The sequence below is a fragment of the Arthrobacter sp. KBS0703 genome, assembly GCF_002008315.2.
Lineage (GTDB): Bacteria > Actinomycetota > Actinomycetes > Actinomycetales > Micrococcaceae > Arthrobacter.
In genome coordinates this window covers 77,854-92,461 of the sequence record NZ_MVDG02000001.1, presented here as the reverse complement: position 1 = coordinate 92,461, position 14,608 = coordinate 77,854, and the positions used below count along the sequence as shown (strand labels likewise).

The 14,608-nt window shown below is 67.3% G+C and carries 15 protein-coding genes; 6 read left to right on the top strand and 9 right to left on the bottom strand.

Going from position 1 to position 14,608, the window contains the following annotated elements; genetic code table 11:
• Positions 1-155 precede the first annotated feature (155 nt).
• A complete protein-coding gene (locus B1A87_RS00450; RefSeq protein WP_185982180.1) occupies positions 156-1,025 on the top strand; it encodes a GDSL-type esterase/lipase family protein in 870 nt (289 codons plus the stop codon).
• A gap of 41 nt (positions 1,026-1,066) precedes the next feature.
• Here B1A87_RS00450 and B1A87_RS00445 read toward each other — a convergent pair whose 3' ends face one another.
• Positions 1,067-1,675: a GNAT family N-acetyltransferase gene (locus B1A87_RS00445; RefSeq protein ID WP_078027567.1), complete on the bottom strand. Its 609-nt coding sequence runs from the start codon at positions 1,673-1,675 to the stop codon at positions 1,067-1,069.
• Positions 1,676-1,758: 83 nt separating this feature from the next.
• Here B1A87_RS00445 and B1A87_RS00440 point away from each other — a divergent pair, with 83 nt between their 5' ends.
• Entirely contained in the window at positions 1,759-2,187 is a 429-nt protein-coding gene (locus B1A87_RS00440; RefSeq protein ID WP_078027568.1) for an SgcJ/EcaC family oxidoreductase, read from the top strand.
• 70 nt (positions 2,188-2,257) lie between these two features.
• Here the strand turns inward: B1A87_RS00440 and B1A87_RS00435 are convergent, their stop codons facing one another.
• The 6 genes from B1A87_RS00435 to B1A87_RS00410 form a co-directional block, all read right to left on the bottom strand.
• Positions 2,258-2,722, bottom strand: coding sequence for a hypothetical protein (locus B1A87_RS00435; RefSeq protein WP_078027569.1), 465 nt, complete (start codon positions 2,720-2,722; stop codon positions 2,258-2,260).
• A 52-nt stretch (positions 2,723-2,774) separates the two neighbouring features.
• Positions 2,775-3,629, bottom strand: a complete 855-nt coding sequence (locus B1A87_RS00430; protein WP_078027570.1) for a 3-hydroxyacyl-CoA dehydrogenase family protein — start codon at positions 3,627-3,629, stop codon at positions 2,775-2,777.
• The gene (locus B1A87_RS00425; RefSeq protein WP_078027571.1) at positions 3,626-4,462 is read right to left on the bottom strand and encodes an enoyl-CoA hydratase/isomerase family protein; all 837 of its coding nucleotides are present in this window, start codon (positions 4,460-4,462) and stop codon (positions 3,626-3,628) included. The genes B1A87_RS00430 and B1A87_RS00425 overlap by 4 nt, the downstream gene beginning before the upstream one ends.
• Positions 4,462-5,673 carry an acetyl-CoA C-acyltransferase gene (locus tag B1A87_RS00420; protein WP_078027572.1) on the bottom strand — a complete coding sequence of 404 codons (1,212 nt, stop codon included), beginning with the start codon at positions 5,671-5,673 and terminating at the stop codon, positions 4,462-4,464. Before B1A87_RS00420 ends, B1A87_RS00425 begins: the two co-directional genes overlap by 1 nt.
• A gap of 122 nt (positions 5,674-5,795) precedes the next feature.
• Positions 5,796-6,473: a pentapeptide repeat-containing protein gene (locus B1A87_RS00415; protein WP_260680551.1), complete on the bottom strand. Its 678-nt coding sequence runs from the start codon at positions 6,471-6,473 to the stop codon at positions 5,796-5,798.
• Between the two features lie 11 nt (positions 6,474-6,484).
• Positions 6,485-6,943 carry an SRPBCC family protein gene (locus tag B1A87_RS00410; protein WP_078027574.1) on the bottom strand — a complete coding sequence of 153 codons (459 nt, stop codon included), beginning with the start codon at positions 6,941-6,943 and terminating at the stop codon, positions 6,485-6,487.
• Between the two features lie 207 nt (positions 6,944-7,150).
• Here B1A87_RS00410 and B1A87_RS00405 point away from each other — a divergent pair, with 207 nt between their 5' ends.
• Together B1A87_RS00405 and B1A87_RS00400 are read left to right on the top strand one after the other, a co-directional pair.
• Positions 7,151-7,327: a CsbD family protein gene (locus B1A87_RS00405; protein ID WP_078027575.1), complete on the top strand. Its 177-nt coding sequence runs from the start codon at positions 7,151-7,153 to the stop codon at positions 7,325-7,327.
• A gap of 86 nt (positions 7,328-7,413) precedes the next feature.
• On the top strand, positions 7,414-8,139 hold the full coding sequence (locus B1A87_RS00400; RefSeq protein ID WP_078027576.1) for a dienelactone hydrolase family protein: 726 nt from the start codon (positions 7,414-7,416) through the stop codon (positions 8,137-8,139).
• Between the two features lie 87 nt (positions 8,140-8,226).
• Here the strand turns inward: B1A87_RS00400 and B1A87_RS00395 are convergent, their stop codons facing one another.
• Positions 8,227-9,687 (bottom strand): amino acid permease, encoded by a 1,461-nt coding sequence (locus tag B1A87_RS00395; protein WP_078027577.1) that lies wholly within the window; start codon positions 9,685-9,687, stop codon positions 8,227-8,229.
• A gap of 372 nt (positions 9,688-10,059) precedes the next feature.
• Here B1A87_RS00395 and B1A87_RS00390 point away from each other — a divergent pair, with 372 nt between their 5' ends.
• A complete protein-coding gene (locus B1A87_RS00390; RefSeq protein ID WP_139362727.1) occupies positions 10,060-10,539 on the top strand; it encodes a hypothetical protein in 480 nt (159 codons plus the stop codon).
• The gene (locus B1A87_RS00385; RefSeq protein WP_078027579.1) at positions 10,536-12,431 is read left to right on the top strand and encodes a hypothetical protein; all 1,896 of its coding nucleotides are present in this window, start codon (positions 10,536-10,538) and stop codon (positions 12,429-12,431) included. The genes B1A87_RS00390 and B1A87_RS00385 overlap by 4 nt, the downstream gene beginning before the upstream one ends.
• Positions 12,432-12,603: 172 nt before the next feature.
• Here B1A87_RS00385 and B1A87_RS00380 read toward each other — a convergent pair whose 3' ends face one another.
• Entirely contained in the window at positions 12,604-14,448 is a 1,845-nt protein-coding gene (locus B1A87_RS00380; RefSeq protein WP_078027580.1) for an ABC-F family ATP-binding cassette domain-containing protein, read from the bottom strand.
• Between the last annotated feature and the right edge of the window lie 160 nt (positions 14,449-14,608).

Sequence of the window (14,608 nt, the reverse complement as noted above, 5' to 3'; positions counted from 1 at the left end):
CGCCCTGCCGGGCGTACCCTTGGGCAATGAGCGCCGCACCGCGCCGTCAGATTCCATGCCTGCCGCTCGGCGGGCATTCGTCATCGCTTGCCGATTTCTCCGCAGCATCTCCTGCGCCTGTGTCCATGGTTTTCCCTGAATGAGGGGGTTTCATTGTGTTAACCAAAAAACTGCTTCGGCGTCGTGCCGCCCGTTTTACCGGCGTCCTCGCCGCTCTGGCGCTCACGGCAGGCTTTGCCGCCGCTCCAGCCACTGCTGACCCGCAGCCGATCTATATCGGGCTGGGCGACTCGTACGCGGCCGGAACGGGCGGCGGGGCATACCTGCCAAACTCGTTTCCCGCTCCCACCGACTGCCGCCAGACAGCCTCGGCCTACTCCACTCAGCTGCATGGCTTCAACTGGGGCTGTTTTGGGTACACCACAGAGGGTGTCTCCGCGGTGGTGAACGGTGCCTCACTCGATCCGGCCTCGGCACCGTACTTGGCGAATGCGTCGGTCATCACCGTGACGGTTGGCGGAAACGACATCGACACCGGAGCAGTGGCGGCCAACTGTGTCCCGTCCACGGCCACCGCCGGGTGCAAGGCAGCGCTGTTCAATTCGCTGGCCGTGAAGCTTCCCAAGCTGCCCGCAAAGATCAAGGCCATGGTGGCGCTGATCAAACAGAAGGCCCCCCGCGCCAAGGTGGTGCTCACCGGCTACCCCCGGCTGTTCACCGTCAGCGACCTCATGCCCGCTGAACAGAAGGCCGCGGCAAAAACCATGAACTCCGCGGCTGACCTGCTGAATGCGACCATCGCCCTCTCGGCGCTGGCGACCAGAACAAAGTACGTCAGCGTCACCAACCAGTTCGTCAACCACGGAGTGGGATCGGCCAGCCCGTGGATTGTGGGGCTTCAGCCGCAATGCCAGCTCAGTGCCACCTGCCCGCCGGGCGAACAGCCGCTGGACACGTTCCACCCAACCGCCACCGGCTACACCAGCGGTTACAGGGCTGCCGTGGCCGCGGCCTTGGCGCCCTAGTCCTGGCGTTTTCTGCCGCGAATGCTGAAGCCCCGGCCGGGCTACCGCTGCTTGGCAAGCCTGAATTCAAGGCCATTCCGGACCATGGGCCACTCGTGCTCGAGGATCGAGAACACCACGGTGTCCCGGAGCACGCCGTCCGCGGTCCGGGAATGGCTGCGGAGCACGCCGTCCTGCTTGGCCCCCAGCCTTGCGATTGCCTCGCGGGACTGGTGGTTCAGCCAGTGCGTGCGGAATTCGACGGCGGGGCAACCCAGGGTTTCAAAGGCATGACGCAGGAGCAGCAGCTTGGAATCCGGGTTGCTGCCGCTGCCATGCGATGACGCCGCATTCCAGGTTGACCCGATCTCAACGCGGGGCGTGGCAGCGTCGATGTTCATGTACGTGGTCATGCCGATCACCCTGCCGGGACCGCCGGTGACCGGATCCACCAGCCGGGTGGTGAACGGCAGCATCGAGCCCTGCGCCTGGAGCGCCAGCCGGCGGTCGATCTCGGCCGCCATCTGCTGGGGTGCGGGCACGGACGTGTACCAAAGCTTCCAGAGGTCGCCGTCCCGGGCGGCGTCCACGAGTCCATCATGGTGGCTGTGCTCCAGCGGCTCGAGCGTGACATATGTGCCGGTCAGGGTGATTGGTTGGATCGCGTTCACCGCACCATCCTAGGGGCCGATCGCCTCCGGTTTGGCCGCCAGTTGTAGGATTCCCCTACCGACGGACACCAAGGAGCCGATCCATGACCCACGAGCCCACCCCCGTGACGCATGCCCTGGCGGCCTACGCCGCCGCCGTCCACGCCAAGGACGTGGAGGCATTCACCGCGCTGTACGCCGACGACGTCCACGTCTTCGATTCGTGGGGGCAGTGGCAGTACAGCGGCATCGGCGAATGGCGCGAGATGGCGGCCGGGTGGTTCGGCTCGCTGGGCGACGAGCGCGTCGAGGTCGAGTTTCATGACGTGCGGTCCTCCATCGGGGCGGACATCGCGTTCGGTCATGCGGCGGTGACCTTCACCGGCGTCTCGGCCCAGGGCGAGCGCCAGCGGTCAATGACGAACCGGCTCACGCTCAACCTTGCGAAGCAGGACGGCGCGTGGAAGATCGTCCACGAGCACTCCTCGCTGCCGATCGACATGGAATCCGGGAAGGGCATTTTTTCGCGCTAGCCGGGCGGCAGGGCGGCACCCGCTCGCGGCACCCGCTCGAGCGCGCCTCACCGGCAACCCAGCGTTTCCGCTAGCCCCAGCGCTCACAGTAGCTGTCCCAGCAATCGTCCGCGGCTTCGAGGAACCGCCGCCTGCCCGTCCGTTCGCCGATGATGGGGAACCCGTCGAGACCGGGCAACGGCCCACTGCCCGGGTCGGACGCGATCACGGCAACCGCCACCCAGACCGGAGGAGCCAGCACGCGCGCGAACACCAGCGCGAGTCCGTACTTCACGCCCGGAAGCTGGTTCTTCCACGTAAGGAAGCGGAACCCCGACACGGCAGACCCCGGCGTGTGTCCCTTCGCGTGCATCGCCCAGAAAATCAGCAGAAGCGCCACCCATGAAGCCGCGGCCACCAGCATGGCTCCCTGCCCATACCGCTCAGCTCCGAGCGTCACCGCGAGCACAGGCACGGTCCAGAAAACGGCGGCATCGATCAGGCCGGCAACCAGCTGCGAGGGCCAGGACACGGGATTGCTCTTGGACTCCGGCATCCCCTGATTCTAGGGGCGCTGAGCCTTCCTCAACGGCATGCGACTCACCCGCTCAGTCGGCCCAGTCGAAGAAGCCCTTGCCCGTCTTCCGGCCCAGTTCGCCGCGTGCCACCTTGTCCTTGAGGATCTGCGGCGGCGCGAAGCGCTCCCCCAGCGTCGAGTGCAGGTATTCCGCGATGCCGAGCCGCACATCCAGGCCCACGATGTCGGTGGTCCTGAGCGGGCCGGTGGGGTGCTTGTAGCCAAGGACCATGGCGGCATCGATGTCCGCCGCGGATGCCACGCCCTCCTCCACCATCCGCATGGCCTCCAGCGCAATCGCCACGCCCAGGCGTGAGGAAGCAAACCCCGGAGCATCATTGACGACGACGGCGGTCTTGCCCAGCGCTTCGGTCCAGGCTTTCGCCGCACTCGCCAGAGCGGGCGACGTCTCCTTGGCCAGCACCACTTCGATCAGGGTTGACGCCGGCACCGGGTTGAAGAAGTGCAGCCCCACGAAGTTGGCGGGCCGCTGCAGCTGGGCCGCGAGATCCGTCACCGACAGCGAAGACGTGTTGGAGGCCAGGACTGCCTCGTGCCCCAGCTGCTCCTCCACAGCCTTGAGCGCGCTGACCTTCAGCTCGAAGTCCTCCGGAACCGCCTCCACCACCAGGCCGCAGCCGGCAAAGGACGTGTAGTCGGTCGAGGTGCTGAACCGGGACAGGACGTCGTCCGCGGACCCCTCGAGCACGCCGCGGGCGGCGGACTTCGCCACGGCTTCGGCCACACGCGTGCGGGCGCCGGCGGCAGCGTCGTCGTCGCGCTCCACCACCACCACGTTGGCGCCCTTGATAAGGAAGGCGTGGGCGATGCCTGCGCCCATCCGGCCGCCGCCGAGAACTCCGACGTGCTGGGGAATGGCGGTCATGGCTTGGTCCTGTCTGTGCTGTCTGCTTCTGAGGTTTTGCCCGGGGCCTTCGTGCCCGAAGCTTTCTTGTCCAGGAACGCCTGCATGCGGTCGAACTTGGCCTGCGATTCGAAGAGGATGCCCTGCGCCAGCTGGTCGATCAGCGGGTGGGCTTCCGCGGGCGCGTGGAAGACGGACTTGGTGATCCGCACGGCCAGCGGATCCTGCCGGGCGATGCGGTCCGCGAGCTGGTGTGCTCCGTCCATGAGCACCGGAGCCTCGTGGATCTCGGTGATCAGGTTGACCCTCAGCGCCTCTTCCGCCCGCAGGACGCGTCCCGCCAGGAGAATCTCCTTGGCCACCGGCTCCCCCACGAGCTCCTTCAGCCGCCAGCTGGCTCCGGCGGCGGCCAGGATTCCGAGGCCGGTTTCGGGATTGCCGATCCGCACGCTCGGCGTGCCGATCCTGAAGTCGGCCGCATAGGCCAGCTCAGCCCCGCCGCCCAGGCAGTAGCCGTCCAGCGCCGCGATCACGGGCATGGGGAGCTTGGCAATGCGGACGAAGATCGTGGAGTTGATGCCGGCCAGGGCGTCGTCACGGCGCCGCTCGCGGAGCTGGGCGATGTCCGCGCCGGAGGCAAACACACCCTCCACTCCGGCGATGATGAGCACCTTGGGATTCTGCTCCAGCGCGGCACACACGGCGTGCAGCTCGTCCACCATCTGCTGGTCGATCGCGTTGCGGACTTCAGGGCGGTTCAGGAGCACCACCACGCGGTCGTCGCGCTCCTCCACCAGCAGCGTGCTGAAATCCAAGGTGCTCAAGTGTCCGTTCGCGGTGTCCGGGCCGGCCATCAGACACGCTCCAGCAGCATGGCCGTGCCCTGGCCCACGCCGATGCACATGGTGGCCAGGCCGATCCGCGCGTCTTCGCGCTCCATCCGGCCCAGCAGGGTGATGGCGATCCTCGACCCGCTGGAACCCAGCGGATGCCCCAGGGCGATGGCCCCGCCGTCGTTGTTCACGATGTCCGGGTCCAGGCCCAGCCGCCGCATGCTGGCCAGCGACTGCGTGGCGAAGGCTTCGTTAAGTTCGACGGCGCCAAGGTCACCGACGCTGAGTCCGCTTCGCTTGAGCACCTTCTGGGTGGCCGGAACCGGTCCGATGCCCATGATTTCGGGTTCGCAGCCGGCGGAGGCGCCGTCGATGATCCGGGCCCGCGGCGTGAGGCCGAGCCTTTGGATGGCTGCCTCGGAGGCCACGATGATGGCGGAGGCGCCGTCGTTGAGCGTGGAGGAGTTGCCTGCCGTGACGACGGAGCCGCCGGGAACCACCGGCCGGAGACCGGCAAGCACGTCCATGGTGGTGCCGGCGCGGGGGCCCTCGTCCGTGTCCACCACGGTCTCGGCTTTCCGGGTTTTGACCGTCACCGGGACGATCTCGTCCCTGAAGCGCCCCGCCGCGATGGCTGCGAGGGACTTTTCGTGCGACCGGACGGCGAAGGCGTCCGCGTCCTCGCGGGAGATGCCGTCCACCCGGCCCACTTCCTCAGCGGTTTCCGGCATGGAGAAAGTCATCTTGCCGTCCCGCGACAGCTCGCCCTTTTTGAACAGCGGGTTCACGAAGCGCCAGCCGATGGAGGTGTCGAAGATTTCCCCCGGCTTCGCGAAGGCAGCCTGCGGCTTTTCCTGGACCCACGGCGCGCGGCTCATGGATTCGACGCCGCCGGCCACCACGATGTCCGCGGCGCCGGACTTGATCATCTGGCTGGCCATGATGATGGCGCTCAGCCCGGAAGCGCACAGCCGGTTCACGGTAATGCCCGGGATGTGGAGGGGCAGCCCGGCAAGGATGGTGGCCATCCGCGCCACGTTGCGGTTCTCCTCGCCGGCGCCGTTGGCGTTGCCGAGGATCACTTCGTCGATGGCGTCCGGGTCGACTCCGCCCCGGGCCACAGCCTCGCGGACCACCAGCGCGGCCAGGTCATCCGGGCGGACCGCCGAAAGCGCACCGCCGTATCGCCCTACCGGGGTGCGGGCACCGCCAACCAGAAAAGCCTCGACCATGAGAACATCCTTTTCGCAGGGAGCTGGGCCGGAACAGGAATAAATTACCGACCGTTCGTTCTATAAAGATTACACGGCCAGCCGGGCCGGTCAACCGGCCCCCTGTTACAGACGCCCCGGGGCTACGCCACCACCATTCCCATATGAGCCGCCAGGAGCGGGGCGATGAGGCCGAGCTGGTAGTCGTCGATCACCACGCCGGCCAGGCTGCCGAGGCCGCTGATGGTCCGGAAATCCGTGCCGCGGAGATCGAAGTCCTTCAGCTTGGCTCCGCTCAGGTCCAGGCTTCCGATGGTGCAGTTCTTCAGCGATACGCGGGCAGCGGTGACCGAACCAAGGTCCAGCTCGTTGATGATGCAGTCGCTGATCAGGACGTCCGCCAGGCGGGCGCCGCGCAGGTTGACATAGTCCAGCTTCCCGCCGTCGATCTTCACGGACTGCCAGCCGCTCTCATACAGCTCAGCCGAGCCCCAGCGGGGATTGCTGAACTCGACGTCGTGCAACGTGGACCGGGCCGCACTGAGGACCGGGGCGTAAGCCTCCTCCACGACGCAGTCACGGAAGCTGGCGCCGCGCAGCTGTGCCTCATTGAAGGAAACCCCGGCAAATTCGCACTCCGAAAAGACAATGCCGCTCAGCTCCAGGCCGTCGGCATCCGCCCTGCTGTACCGCACGCCGTCGTACCGTTCTCCGCGCCGGAAGTCCGGCGCGTCATCATCCCGGAGCCCCTCCAGCCGGACAGCTGCGAGCCTTGGGGGCGTGACCTTCAAGGCCTTGCCGTGCGCGGGCTTCCCCGCCACGCGGCCCGCCACTACAGTGACTCCGCTTTCGCTGCGATCTCGGCCAGGTCCTTGGCGAGTGCCTTCCGCGTGATGCTCATGCCGATGCGGCTGAACATGGCCATCATGATCCTGCTGAGCACCGTCGGTTTGAGCACCTCGGCGCCGAAGGTCAGCGTGAGGTCGGTCCCGCCGTCGCGCTCCGCCAGCGTGAACCGGGAGGTGTAGTCGGCCCCGCCCTGCAGCGCCTTGACCGTGGTGCTGCGCGGCGGGTCGGCCTCGGACACCCACATTTCCACCGTTTCGCGGCGGCCCATCATGGACCGGGTTTCCTTCCAGCGGGTGCCCTCCCCGTACGGGCCCCCGCTGACCATCTGGATGGATTCGACGCCCGAAAGCGTGGCCGCCGAACCCGGGATGTCCGAAATCACCGCCCAAACCTTCTCCGGGCTTGCGTTTACGTGCTGAGTCAGGCTGGTGCTGTGATCCATGTTCCGAGCCTAGTGCCGGGGACCGACATTGAGCACGCACCGGCTGCCTGCCCGCCCACCCCGCGACCGCCCCAGCCAGCCAGGAGGCCACCACCGCCCAGCCCAGGAGGCGGCCGCCGGGTCCCCGCCTTGAATTAGTAAGCATGCTTTGTGTTAGGCTGAAACGGCTTTGTCAGATCAACCGGCAACGGAAGGTGGTTCCCGACCATGGGCATCGGAGACAAGATTCAGAACACGGCTGAGGGCGTCGGCGGCAAGGCTAAGGAAGCCGCCGGCAACGCCACGGACAATGACCGCCTGAAGGCCGAAGGCCAGAAGGACCAGGTTGTTGCCGACGCCAAGAAGGTCGGCGAAGACGTCAAGGACGAGTTCAAGAAGGACTAGCTCCTCACGAACCTGCATGTGCAACGACGGCGGACTCTCCTTGGGGGGAGGCCGCCGTCGCTGTTTGCGTCTGCAAGACTGTGGCCATGACCCACGTAGACCTGAGCCGGGCCACCGTCGCCGCCGGCGGTTCGCTCAATCTGGGCGGTTACCTTGCGATACCAGAAGGCGCCGGCCCGTTTCCCGCCGTCGTGATGATCCACGAGGCCTTCGGCCTCAACGATCAGATGCGCCGCCACGCCGACCGGCTCGCCGAAGCCGGCTACCTGACCCTGGCCGTGGACCTGTTCAGCGACGGCGGCCCGCGGCGCTGCCTCGTGGGCGCCATGAGGTCCATGATCACCGGCGAAGGCCGCGTCTTCACTGACCTGGCCACGGCGCGGACCTGGCTGCGCGACTCTGACCTCAGCACGGGCAAGACGGGCGTCATCGGGTTCTGCATGGGCGGCGGATTCGCCCTGCTGGCCGCCAATGACGGCTTTGACGCCGCCTCGGTCAACTACGGCCGCCTCCCCCGCGACCTGGGTTCAGCACTGCAGGGCGCCTGCCCGGTGGTGGCCAACTACGGCGGCAAGGACCGGACGCTGCAGGGTGCCGCCGCCAGGCTCGAAGCCGCCCTGGACGCGCTGGGGGTCGAGCATGACGTGCAGGAATTCCCCGCCGCGGGACATTCCTTCCTGAACGATGAGGAAGAGGGGCCGCGCCCGCTGCGCCCGCTGACGCGCGTGCTCGGCATCGGACCGGATCCGCAGTCCGCCCCGGAGGCGTGGCGCCGGATCGAGGAACACTTCGCCAAACACCTGAAGACCTGACATCGGGAAGAACGACGACGGCGGGCACCTCCCGAAAGGAGGGCCCGCCGTCGAACGACTTTGAGTCGGACTGCGTGGGTGGAAAGGCTAGCTGAAGAGCTCGCTCTTGGGCTGGTTGTTCTTGACCTTCTGCCAGCCCAGCCACAGCACAACGGCGAAGAACGGGATGGTGGCCAGGGTCCAGAGGCCCAGGTGGAAGACCTCGCCGGTCTTGCTGGTCATGGTGTCGAAGCCGATCAGCACAGCGATGGCCAACAGCGCGACGAGTCCGGCCCAGCTGGTCCACGGCGAGCCGGGCATCGGGAGGCTGGAAACCTTGCCCTTCTGGTGGCGCAGTGCGATTTGGCTCGCGAAGATGGCGCCCCAGGTGAAGATCACGCCGATGGACGCGGTGTTCAGCGCGAGGTCGAACGCGTGCGAGCCGCCCAGCCAGATGTTCAGCAGGATGCCCACGAGGTAGAAGGCCGCGATGGCGAGGATGGCCGCGTACGGCACGTGGCGCTTGGACATCCTGGTGAGCCACTGCGGGGCATGCCCGTTGTTGGCCATGGTGCGGAAGACGCGGCCGATCGAGTACAGGCCCGAGTTGCAGGAGGACAGCGCGGCGGTGATGACGATCATGTTCATCACATCGCCCACCCAGCCGAGGCCCATCTGGCCGAACACGGTGACGAACGGGGACACGCCGGCCTTGTACTGGTCGGAGGGCAGCAGCATGGCCAGGAGAAGCACGGACCCTACGTAGAACACCACAATGCGCAGGACGACGGCGCGGATCGCCTTGGGCACTTCGCGCTTGGCATTTTCCATCTCGCCGGCGGTGATGCCGACGAGTTCGATGCCGTTGTAGGCGAAGATCACGGCGTTGAGCACGAGGACCATCACCAGGGCGCCCTTGGGGAACATCCCGCCGTCGTCGGCAAAGAGGTTGGCGACTGAGGCGTGGCCGGCGCCGACCTTGGCGTTGGTGACCACCATGAAGGTGCCGACGGCCAGGAAGATCAGGATGGCGCCGACCTTGAGGCAGGACGCCCAGAATTCAAACTCGCCGAACGCCTTGACGCTGAGCAGGTTCACCGCCACGAGCAGCGCGAGGGCCGCAATCGCGGAGGCTTCCACCGGCACGTTGGGGAAGAAGAACTGGAAGTACAGGCCGATCGCGATCAGTTCCGCGATCCCGGTCATGCCCCAGTTGATGAAGTACATCCAGCCGGACAGGAAGGCGCCCTTCTTGCCGAACATTTCGCCGGCGTAGCTGACGAAGGAGCCCGAGGTCTGGCGGTACATGATGAGCTCGCCCAGTGCCCGCATCAGCAGGTAGGCGATCACACCGGCAATGGCGTAGGAGAAGATCAGCGCCGGGCCCGTGGAGGCCAGGCGTCCGCCGGCCCCCATGAACAGGCCGACGCCGATGGCGCCGCCCATCGAGATCATCGTGACGTGGCGGCCGCTCAGGGTCTTCTTATAGCCCTCGGCGCTGAGGGTCGAGTCGACGGCGATGGATGGTGCCGTCGGGCTCTTAAGTTCGGTGGGGGTACTTTGAGGCACAGCTGTTCCTTGTAGGTCGGGGGGATGCCGTAGGGGCAATGCCGGTTCCGGAACCTGGAGTATTTGCACAGATAATTCGCGTTCCAACCCCTTATGAGGGCCGTATGTGTGCAAAAACTCGCGAAGCGTCGAAGGTTCGCGCGGCTCATCCATCTTACAAGATTTCCGGAGTGCCCCGTGACGCGGGCAACATTTCCGGCCTGCGCAGCATCCTGGACCGGGGCGGCCGGCTCCTAATTCGAATGGATAAAATCCTCCAGAATGTCACTAATTACCGCTACCCTGAGCACCATGGGCCGGGACACGTTTCGGCCCTGCGTCCGCGCCGCTCGCGCGGGCACATGGCACTCGCGCCATTCCTCAGGGGGGACTATGAGAAAGAGAGCACTACTGCCCGCAGCACTGCTGCTAGCAGTTGCGGGGTGTTCAGGCGGCGGCTCCGGCCCTGCCGAACCGAGCGCAAGCCAATCGGCACCTTCACCAACGGCAACAACCTCGACGGCGGAGTCTCAGACGCCGGCCGAGTCACTGCCGGCTACCACCGCACCATCCCTGCCCACGGACGTCTCCACATCGCTCAATGCGATCGACGCCCTGGAGAAACACACCTGCACGGCGGGCCCGGACGGGTCCTGGACGTTCAAGGCCACACTGGTCAACAAGTCGGACAAAGCCAAGACGTACTCGGTGGCGGTCGCGGTGACCGTCGGCGCTGCCGTCCAGGGCCACGCCCTCATCACGGAAACCGTCCAGCCAGGAAAGTCTGCGGACGTGTCAGCCGAGAACTTTGCGAAAACCGCGGGCCAACAAGGCACGTGTGAACCGGTTGTCTCGGTGGAGGACGCTTCGTGAAAAAAACATTACTTGCGGCTGCCCTGCTCCTGAGCTTCGCGGCCGGATCCTTTGCGCCTTCGCCCGCCCTCGCCGACGACGCCCCGCCGTCCACGCCGCCGGCGCAGAGCCCGGATACAGGGCCGGCCACGGATACGGGCAGCCTGCCCGCAACGGCAGAAGCCACCCCGCAGCCCGATACCCCGGCCGAGACGTCCGGAACAGGCGGAGTGCCGGCCACTCAACTGGCCGATCCAACCACTGACCCGGCGCCCGCACCCGACCCCGCGCCCGCACCTGACCCGGCACCAGAGTTCGTCACGCGCGGCGGCATCGGTTCCAAGTGGCTCGCCCTGGGCGGCGAGGGCGGCGCTCTCGGTGCGCCGACAGCCAACGAGCAGTGCTCGGCGGGCCTTTGCGTCCAGGCGTTCACGGCCGGCTCGATCTACTGGTCCTCCACGACCGGCGCCCACCCCGTCTTCACGGCCTCCGGACGCACCGGCCCGCGATGGCATGCGGCCGGGGCACTTCCAACGTTCGGGTACCCGGTCACCGATGAAACAGTCATCGGCAGCAAGTCCCTGCAGAAGTTCTCCAGCGGAAAAGTGCTGGTCTGGACCGGCACGCAGTTCCTGAATCTCTCCACCAGGACCGGCATCGGCAGCCGCTGGGCCGCGTCAGGCGCCGAAACCGTGCTCGGCCTCCCGCTCGCTGCCGAAATCTGCGGGCTCAAGGGCGGAGGCTGTTCGCAGGCCTTCGACCGCGGCGCCATCTTCTGGTCGCCGCTGACCGGAGCACAGGCGGTCCGCGGCGGCATCGCCGGACGGTGGCGCGCAACCGCCGCTCAGAACGGCGTCCTGGGCTACCCCACCGCCGGCGAACTCTGCGGCCAGGCCGCCGGAGGCTGCAGCCAGAAATTCCAGCGCGGACTCATCTACTGGTCCCCGGCCGCGGGAGCGTGGATCACCCGGGCCGGCATCGGCAGCCGCTACGCCGCCGCCGGGGCAAACCGCAGTTCCCTCGGGTACCCGCTCGCCAACGAGGCCTGCGGCCAGCCGGACAGCGGCTGCCTCCAGCGCTTCCAGGGCGGCACAATTCACTGGTCGCCCACCACCAGCGCCTGGATTGTCCGGGGCGGAATCGGCAGCAGGTTCGCTGCCAGCGGGGGTGCCGGCGGAACACTCGGCTACCCCACGGCTAACGAGAAGTGCTCGCCCGGGCAATGCATCCAGTCGTTCCAGCGCGGCTTCATCAGCTGGATGCCGGCGGGCACCCGGACGTACGGGATGACCGAGTGCCAGAAGCTCAACAACGGGCGGACCAAGTACTCCACGTACGGTGCCAACCGGGTCCTCCTCACGTTCACGCAGGGCTACGGGATGTCCCGGGCCACCAACGTCTACTGCGTCCGGATCGCAGGCACGTACGTCCCGGACTGGAAGACCGACGGCTACGTGGGCGCGTCCGGGTTTAAGGCGCCGGGCGTCGCATCCGGGCCAACCCGCAACCTGTATTCCCCCACCGGGTCCTACTCGGTCACCGAGGCCTTCGGCTTGGGCAACCCGGGTACGAAGCTTGCCTACCGCACGCTGAGCCCCCGCTCCCGCTGGGGCGGAAACCCCTGGACCGCGACGTACAACAAGTACTTCGAGTCCTCCTCGTGGGTGGGCTGGGACGAGAACATGTGGTACTTCGCCACCCGCGCCACCCATGACTACCGCCAGGGCGTGGTGGTCAACTACAACCGCCCCAACATTGTCCAGGACGCCGGCTTCGCCATCTTCCTGCACATGAACAAGGTCCCGACGGCGGGATGCATCTCGCTGGACGACTGGGCGGTTGTTGACTACATCAGGAAGTCGACACCTGGCGACCGCATCATCATGGGAACCTACAACGACCTCTTCCGGTAAACCGGACGGTTGTCCGCCGACAAGACGGCCGTCCCCGATAGGACGGTCGTCCTCCGATACGTAGTTCCCGCACGAAGTAGTTTCCGCACGAAGTAGTCAGGCACACTCTGACGCCCGGTGCCGGCGGCCGCAAGCCGCCGGCACCGGGCGTCAGCTTTTTCCGGAAGGCGCGCTAGGCGGACACGGGTGCCGGTTCGAGTATGCCGCCCTCCATGGTGTACCTCAGCCACGTGCCGCGGGGAGGTGCCGCGGTCAATCCTGCGGGATGATCTCCCCCGCCCCGCTCAGCCGGCCGGTCCCCGGAGCGGCCGGCGCAGTCACTGAACCACTGGCGCAGGGCGCGGTCGTGGCTGACCATCACCAGCGTTCCGCCGAAGCCCGCGAGCGCGGTCTCAAGCTCCTCCACGAGCACTGGCGCCAGGTGGTTGGTGGGTTCATCGAGCAGCATGACGTCGTTGTGGCCGAGCAGCAACCTGGCCAGCGCCAGCCTCCGCTGCTGCCCGGCGGACAGCCCGCCCACCGGCACGTGGAACTCGCTGGCACGGAAGAGCCCCAGGCGCAGCAGCGCCTCGGCGTGGTCGTCAATGTTTCCGCCCAGCCCGGCGGCAAATGCCGGAAGCAGGCGCAGTGCCGGAAAACGCGGCGGCTCGAGCTCCTGCTGGAGATAGCCGATCCGTCCCCGGCGCTCCACCTCGCCCACAGGAGTCTCCAGCGTGCCGGCCAGCAGCGAAAGCAGGGTGGATTTCCCCGCACCGTTGGGGCCCGTGATCAGGATCTTCTGCCCCCGGTCCACGCGGAATTCGGACAGGTCCAGCCGGCCCGGCAGCCGGGCTCTGCGCGCCCTCAGCACCAGGTTGGACGCGTCACCATCGGCAGTTCCACCACCGGCCGCCCCATCACCGGCCGTCCCGCCGCCGGCCGTCCCACCGTCGGGCACCCAACCGCCAGACAACGTGCCGTCGGCGCCCGGGCCGGAGCCCGGAACTTCCTCCAGCCCGGCATCCAGCTTCAGCCGCTCCGGCGGCCGCTCCACCGGGTTGGCTTCCAGGCGGCGGAGGCGTTCCTGGGCGTTGCGGATTTTGCTCGTGGCAGCGCGCTCCCACGTCCCAGCCTTGAAGTCGAAACCCATCTTGTCGCCGTCGCGCTGGCGGGCGTAGCCCATCTTCGAGGAGACCGTTTCGGCCTGCCGCTGCTCCGCGGCCATCGCGTCGATCCACCCGTGGTACTGCTGCACCCAGCGCTGGCGTTCGGCCCGCTTCTCCTTCAGGTAGCCGTCGTAGCCGTTGCCGTAGCGGTTCACGGTGCGGCGTTCGGCATCCACTTCAATCACGGTGGACGCGACCCTCCTCAGCAGCACGCGGTCGTGTGAGACCACCACCACGGTTCCGCGGTGCGCGGCGAGGCGGTTCTCCAGCCAGGCCGTGCCGCTGGCGTCGAGGTGGTTGGTGGGCTCGTCCAGGAGCAGGATGTCCGCCGGGTCAGCCAGCAGGCACGCCAGCGCAACCCGCTCCTGCTCCCCGCCGGACAGCGACCCCAGCGTCCGGCCCCGCTCCACGCCGCCCAGGCCCAGCCGGTCCAGCGCCGCCTCCACCCGCGATTCCGCGGCATAGCCCTCGCGCAGCTGGTACTGCGTCTGCAGGCTCCCGTACGCCTCAAGTTCTTGTGCTTCAGCCGTGGCCAGTCCCGCCTCCAGCCGTTCCAGTTCGGCTTCCATGCCGCGCAGGGCGCGCAGGGCGTCGTCGATGGCGTCGGCAACGGTCAACCCCGCCGGCAGGCCGGAGGTCTGGGCAAGGTATCCCACCCGGCCCTGGCGGACGGCCGTCCCCGAGTCCGGCGCCTCATGGCCGGCCAGGATCCTCAACAGGGTGGACTTGCCCGCGCCGTTTTCGCCGACGATCGCCACATGTTCGCCGGGTGCTATCACCAGCTCGACGCCGGCAAAGAGTTGGCGGTCCCCGTAACCGTGGGCGACGCCGGAAAGGAGCAGCTGTTCAGTACGGGCGGTGGGTTCAGTCATGGAAAGTCCTCGCAATCCGAAGGGCGGCCCCGGAGCCTGTCCCGCAGGGAAGTGAATCACGGGGGTACTCCACGGGGCCCGGTCGACGGGATGCAGCGCGGCCAGGGCCGGCGCCGCTAATTAGGACTTCATGCGTCAAGCCTGCCCGGCGGCGGCGATA

What these genes read in the sequence shown, in the direction of transcription:
- B1A87_RS00405 (WP_078027575.1), top strand. Translation starts at nt 7,151, where the DNA reads ATGGGCATCGGAGACAAGATTCAGAACACGGCTGAGGGCGTCGGCGGC.
- B1A87_RS00400 (WP_078027576.1), top strand. Translation starts at nt 7,414, where the DNA reads ATGACCCACGTAGACCTGAGCCGGGCCACCGTCGCCGCCGGCGGTTCG.
- B1A87_RS00390 (WP_139362727.1), top strand. Translation starts at nt 10,060, where the DNA reads ATGAGAAAGAGAGCACTACTGCCCGCAGCACTGCTGCTAGCAGTTGCG.
- B1A87_RS00420 (WP_078027572.1), bottom strand. Translation starts at nt 5,673, where the DNA reads ATGGTCGAGGCTTTTCTGGTTGGCGGTGCCCGCACCCCGGTAGGGCGA.
- B1A87_RS00435 (WP_078027569.1), bottom strand. Translation starts at nt 2,722, where the DNA reads ATGCCGGAGTCCAAGAGCAATCCCGTGTCCTGGCCCTCGCAGCTGGTT.
- B1A87_RS00425 (WP_078027571.1), bottom strand. Translation starts at nt 4,462, where the DNA reads ATGGCCGGCCCGGACACCGCGAACGGACACTTGAGCACCTTGGATTTC.
- B1A87_RS00440 (WP_078027568.1), top strand. Translation starts at nt 1,759, where the DNA reads ATGACCCACGAGCCCACCCCCGTGACGCATGCCCTGGCGGCCTACGCC.
- B1A87_RS00380 (WP_078027580.1), bottom strand. Translation starts at nt 14,448, where the DNA reads ATGACTGAACCCACCGCCCGTACTGAACAGCTGCTCCTTTCCGGCGTC.
- B1A87_RS00410 (WP_078027574.1), bottom strand. Translation starts at nt 6,943, where the DNA reads ATGGATCACAGCACCAGCCTGACTCAGCACGTAAACGCAAGCCCGGAG.
- B1A87_RS00430 (WP_078027570.1), bottom strand. Translation starts at nt 3,629, where the DNA reads ATGACCGCCATTCCCCAGCACGTCGGAGTTCTCGGCGGCGGCCGGATG.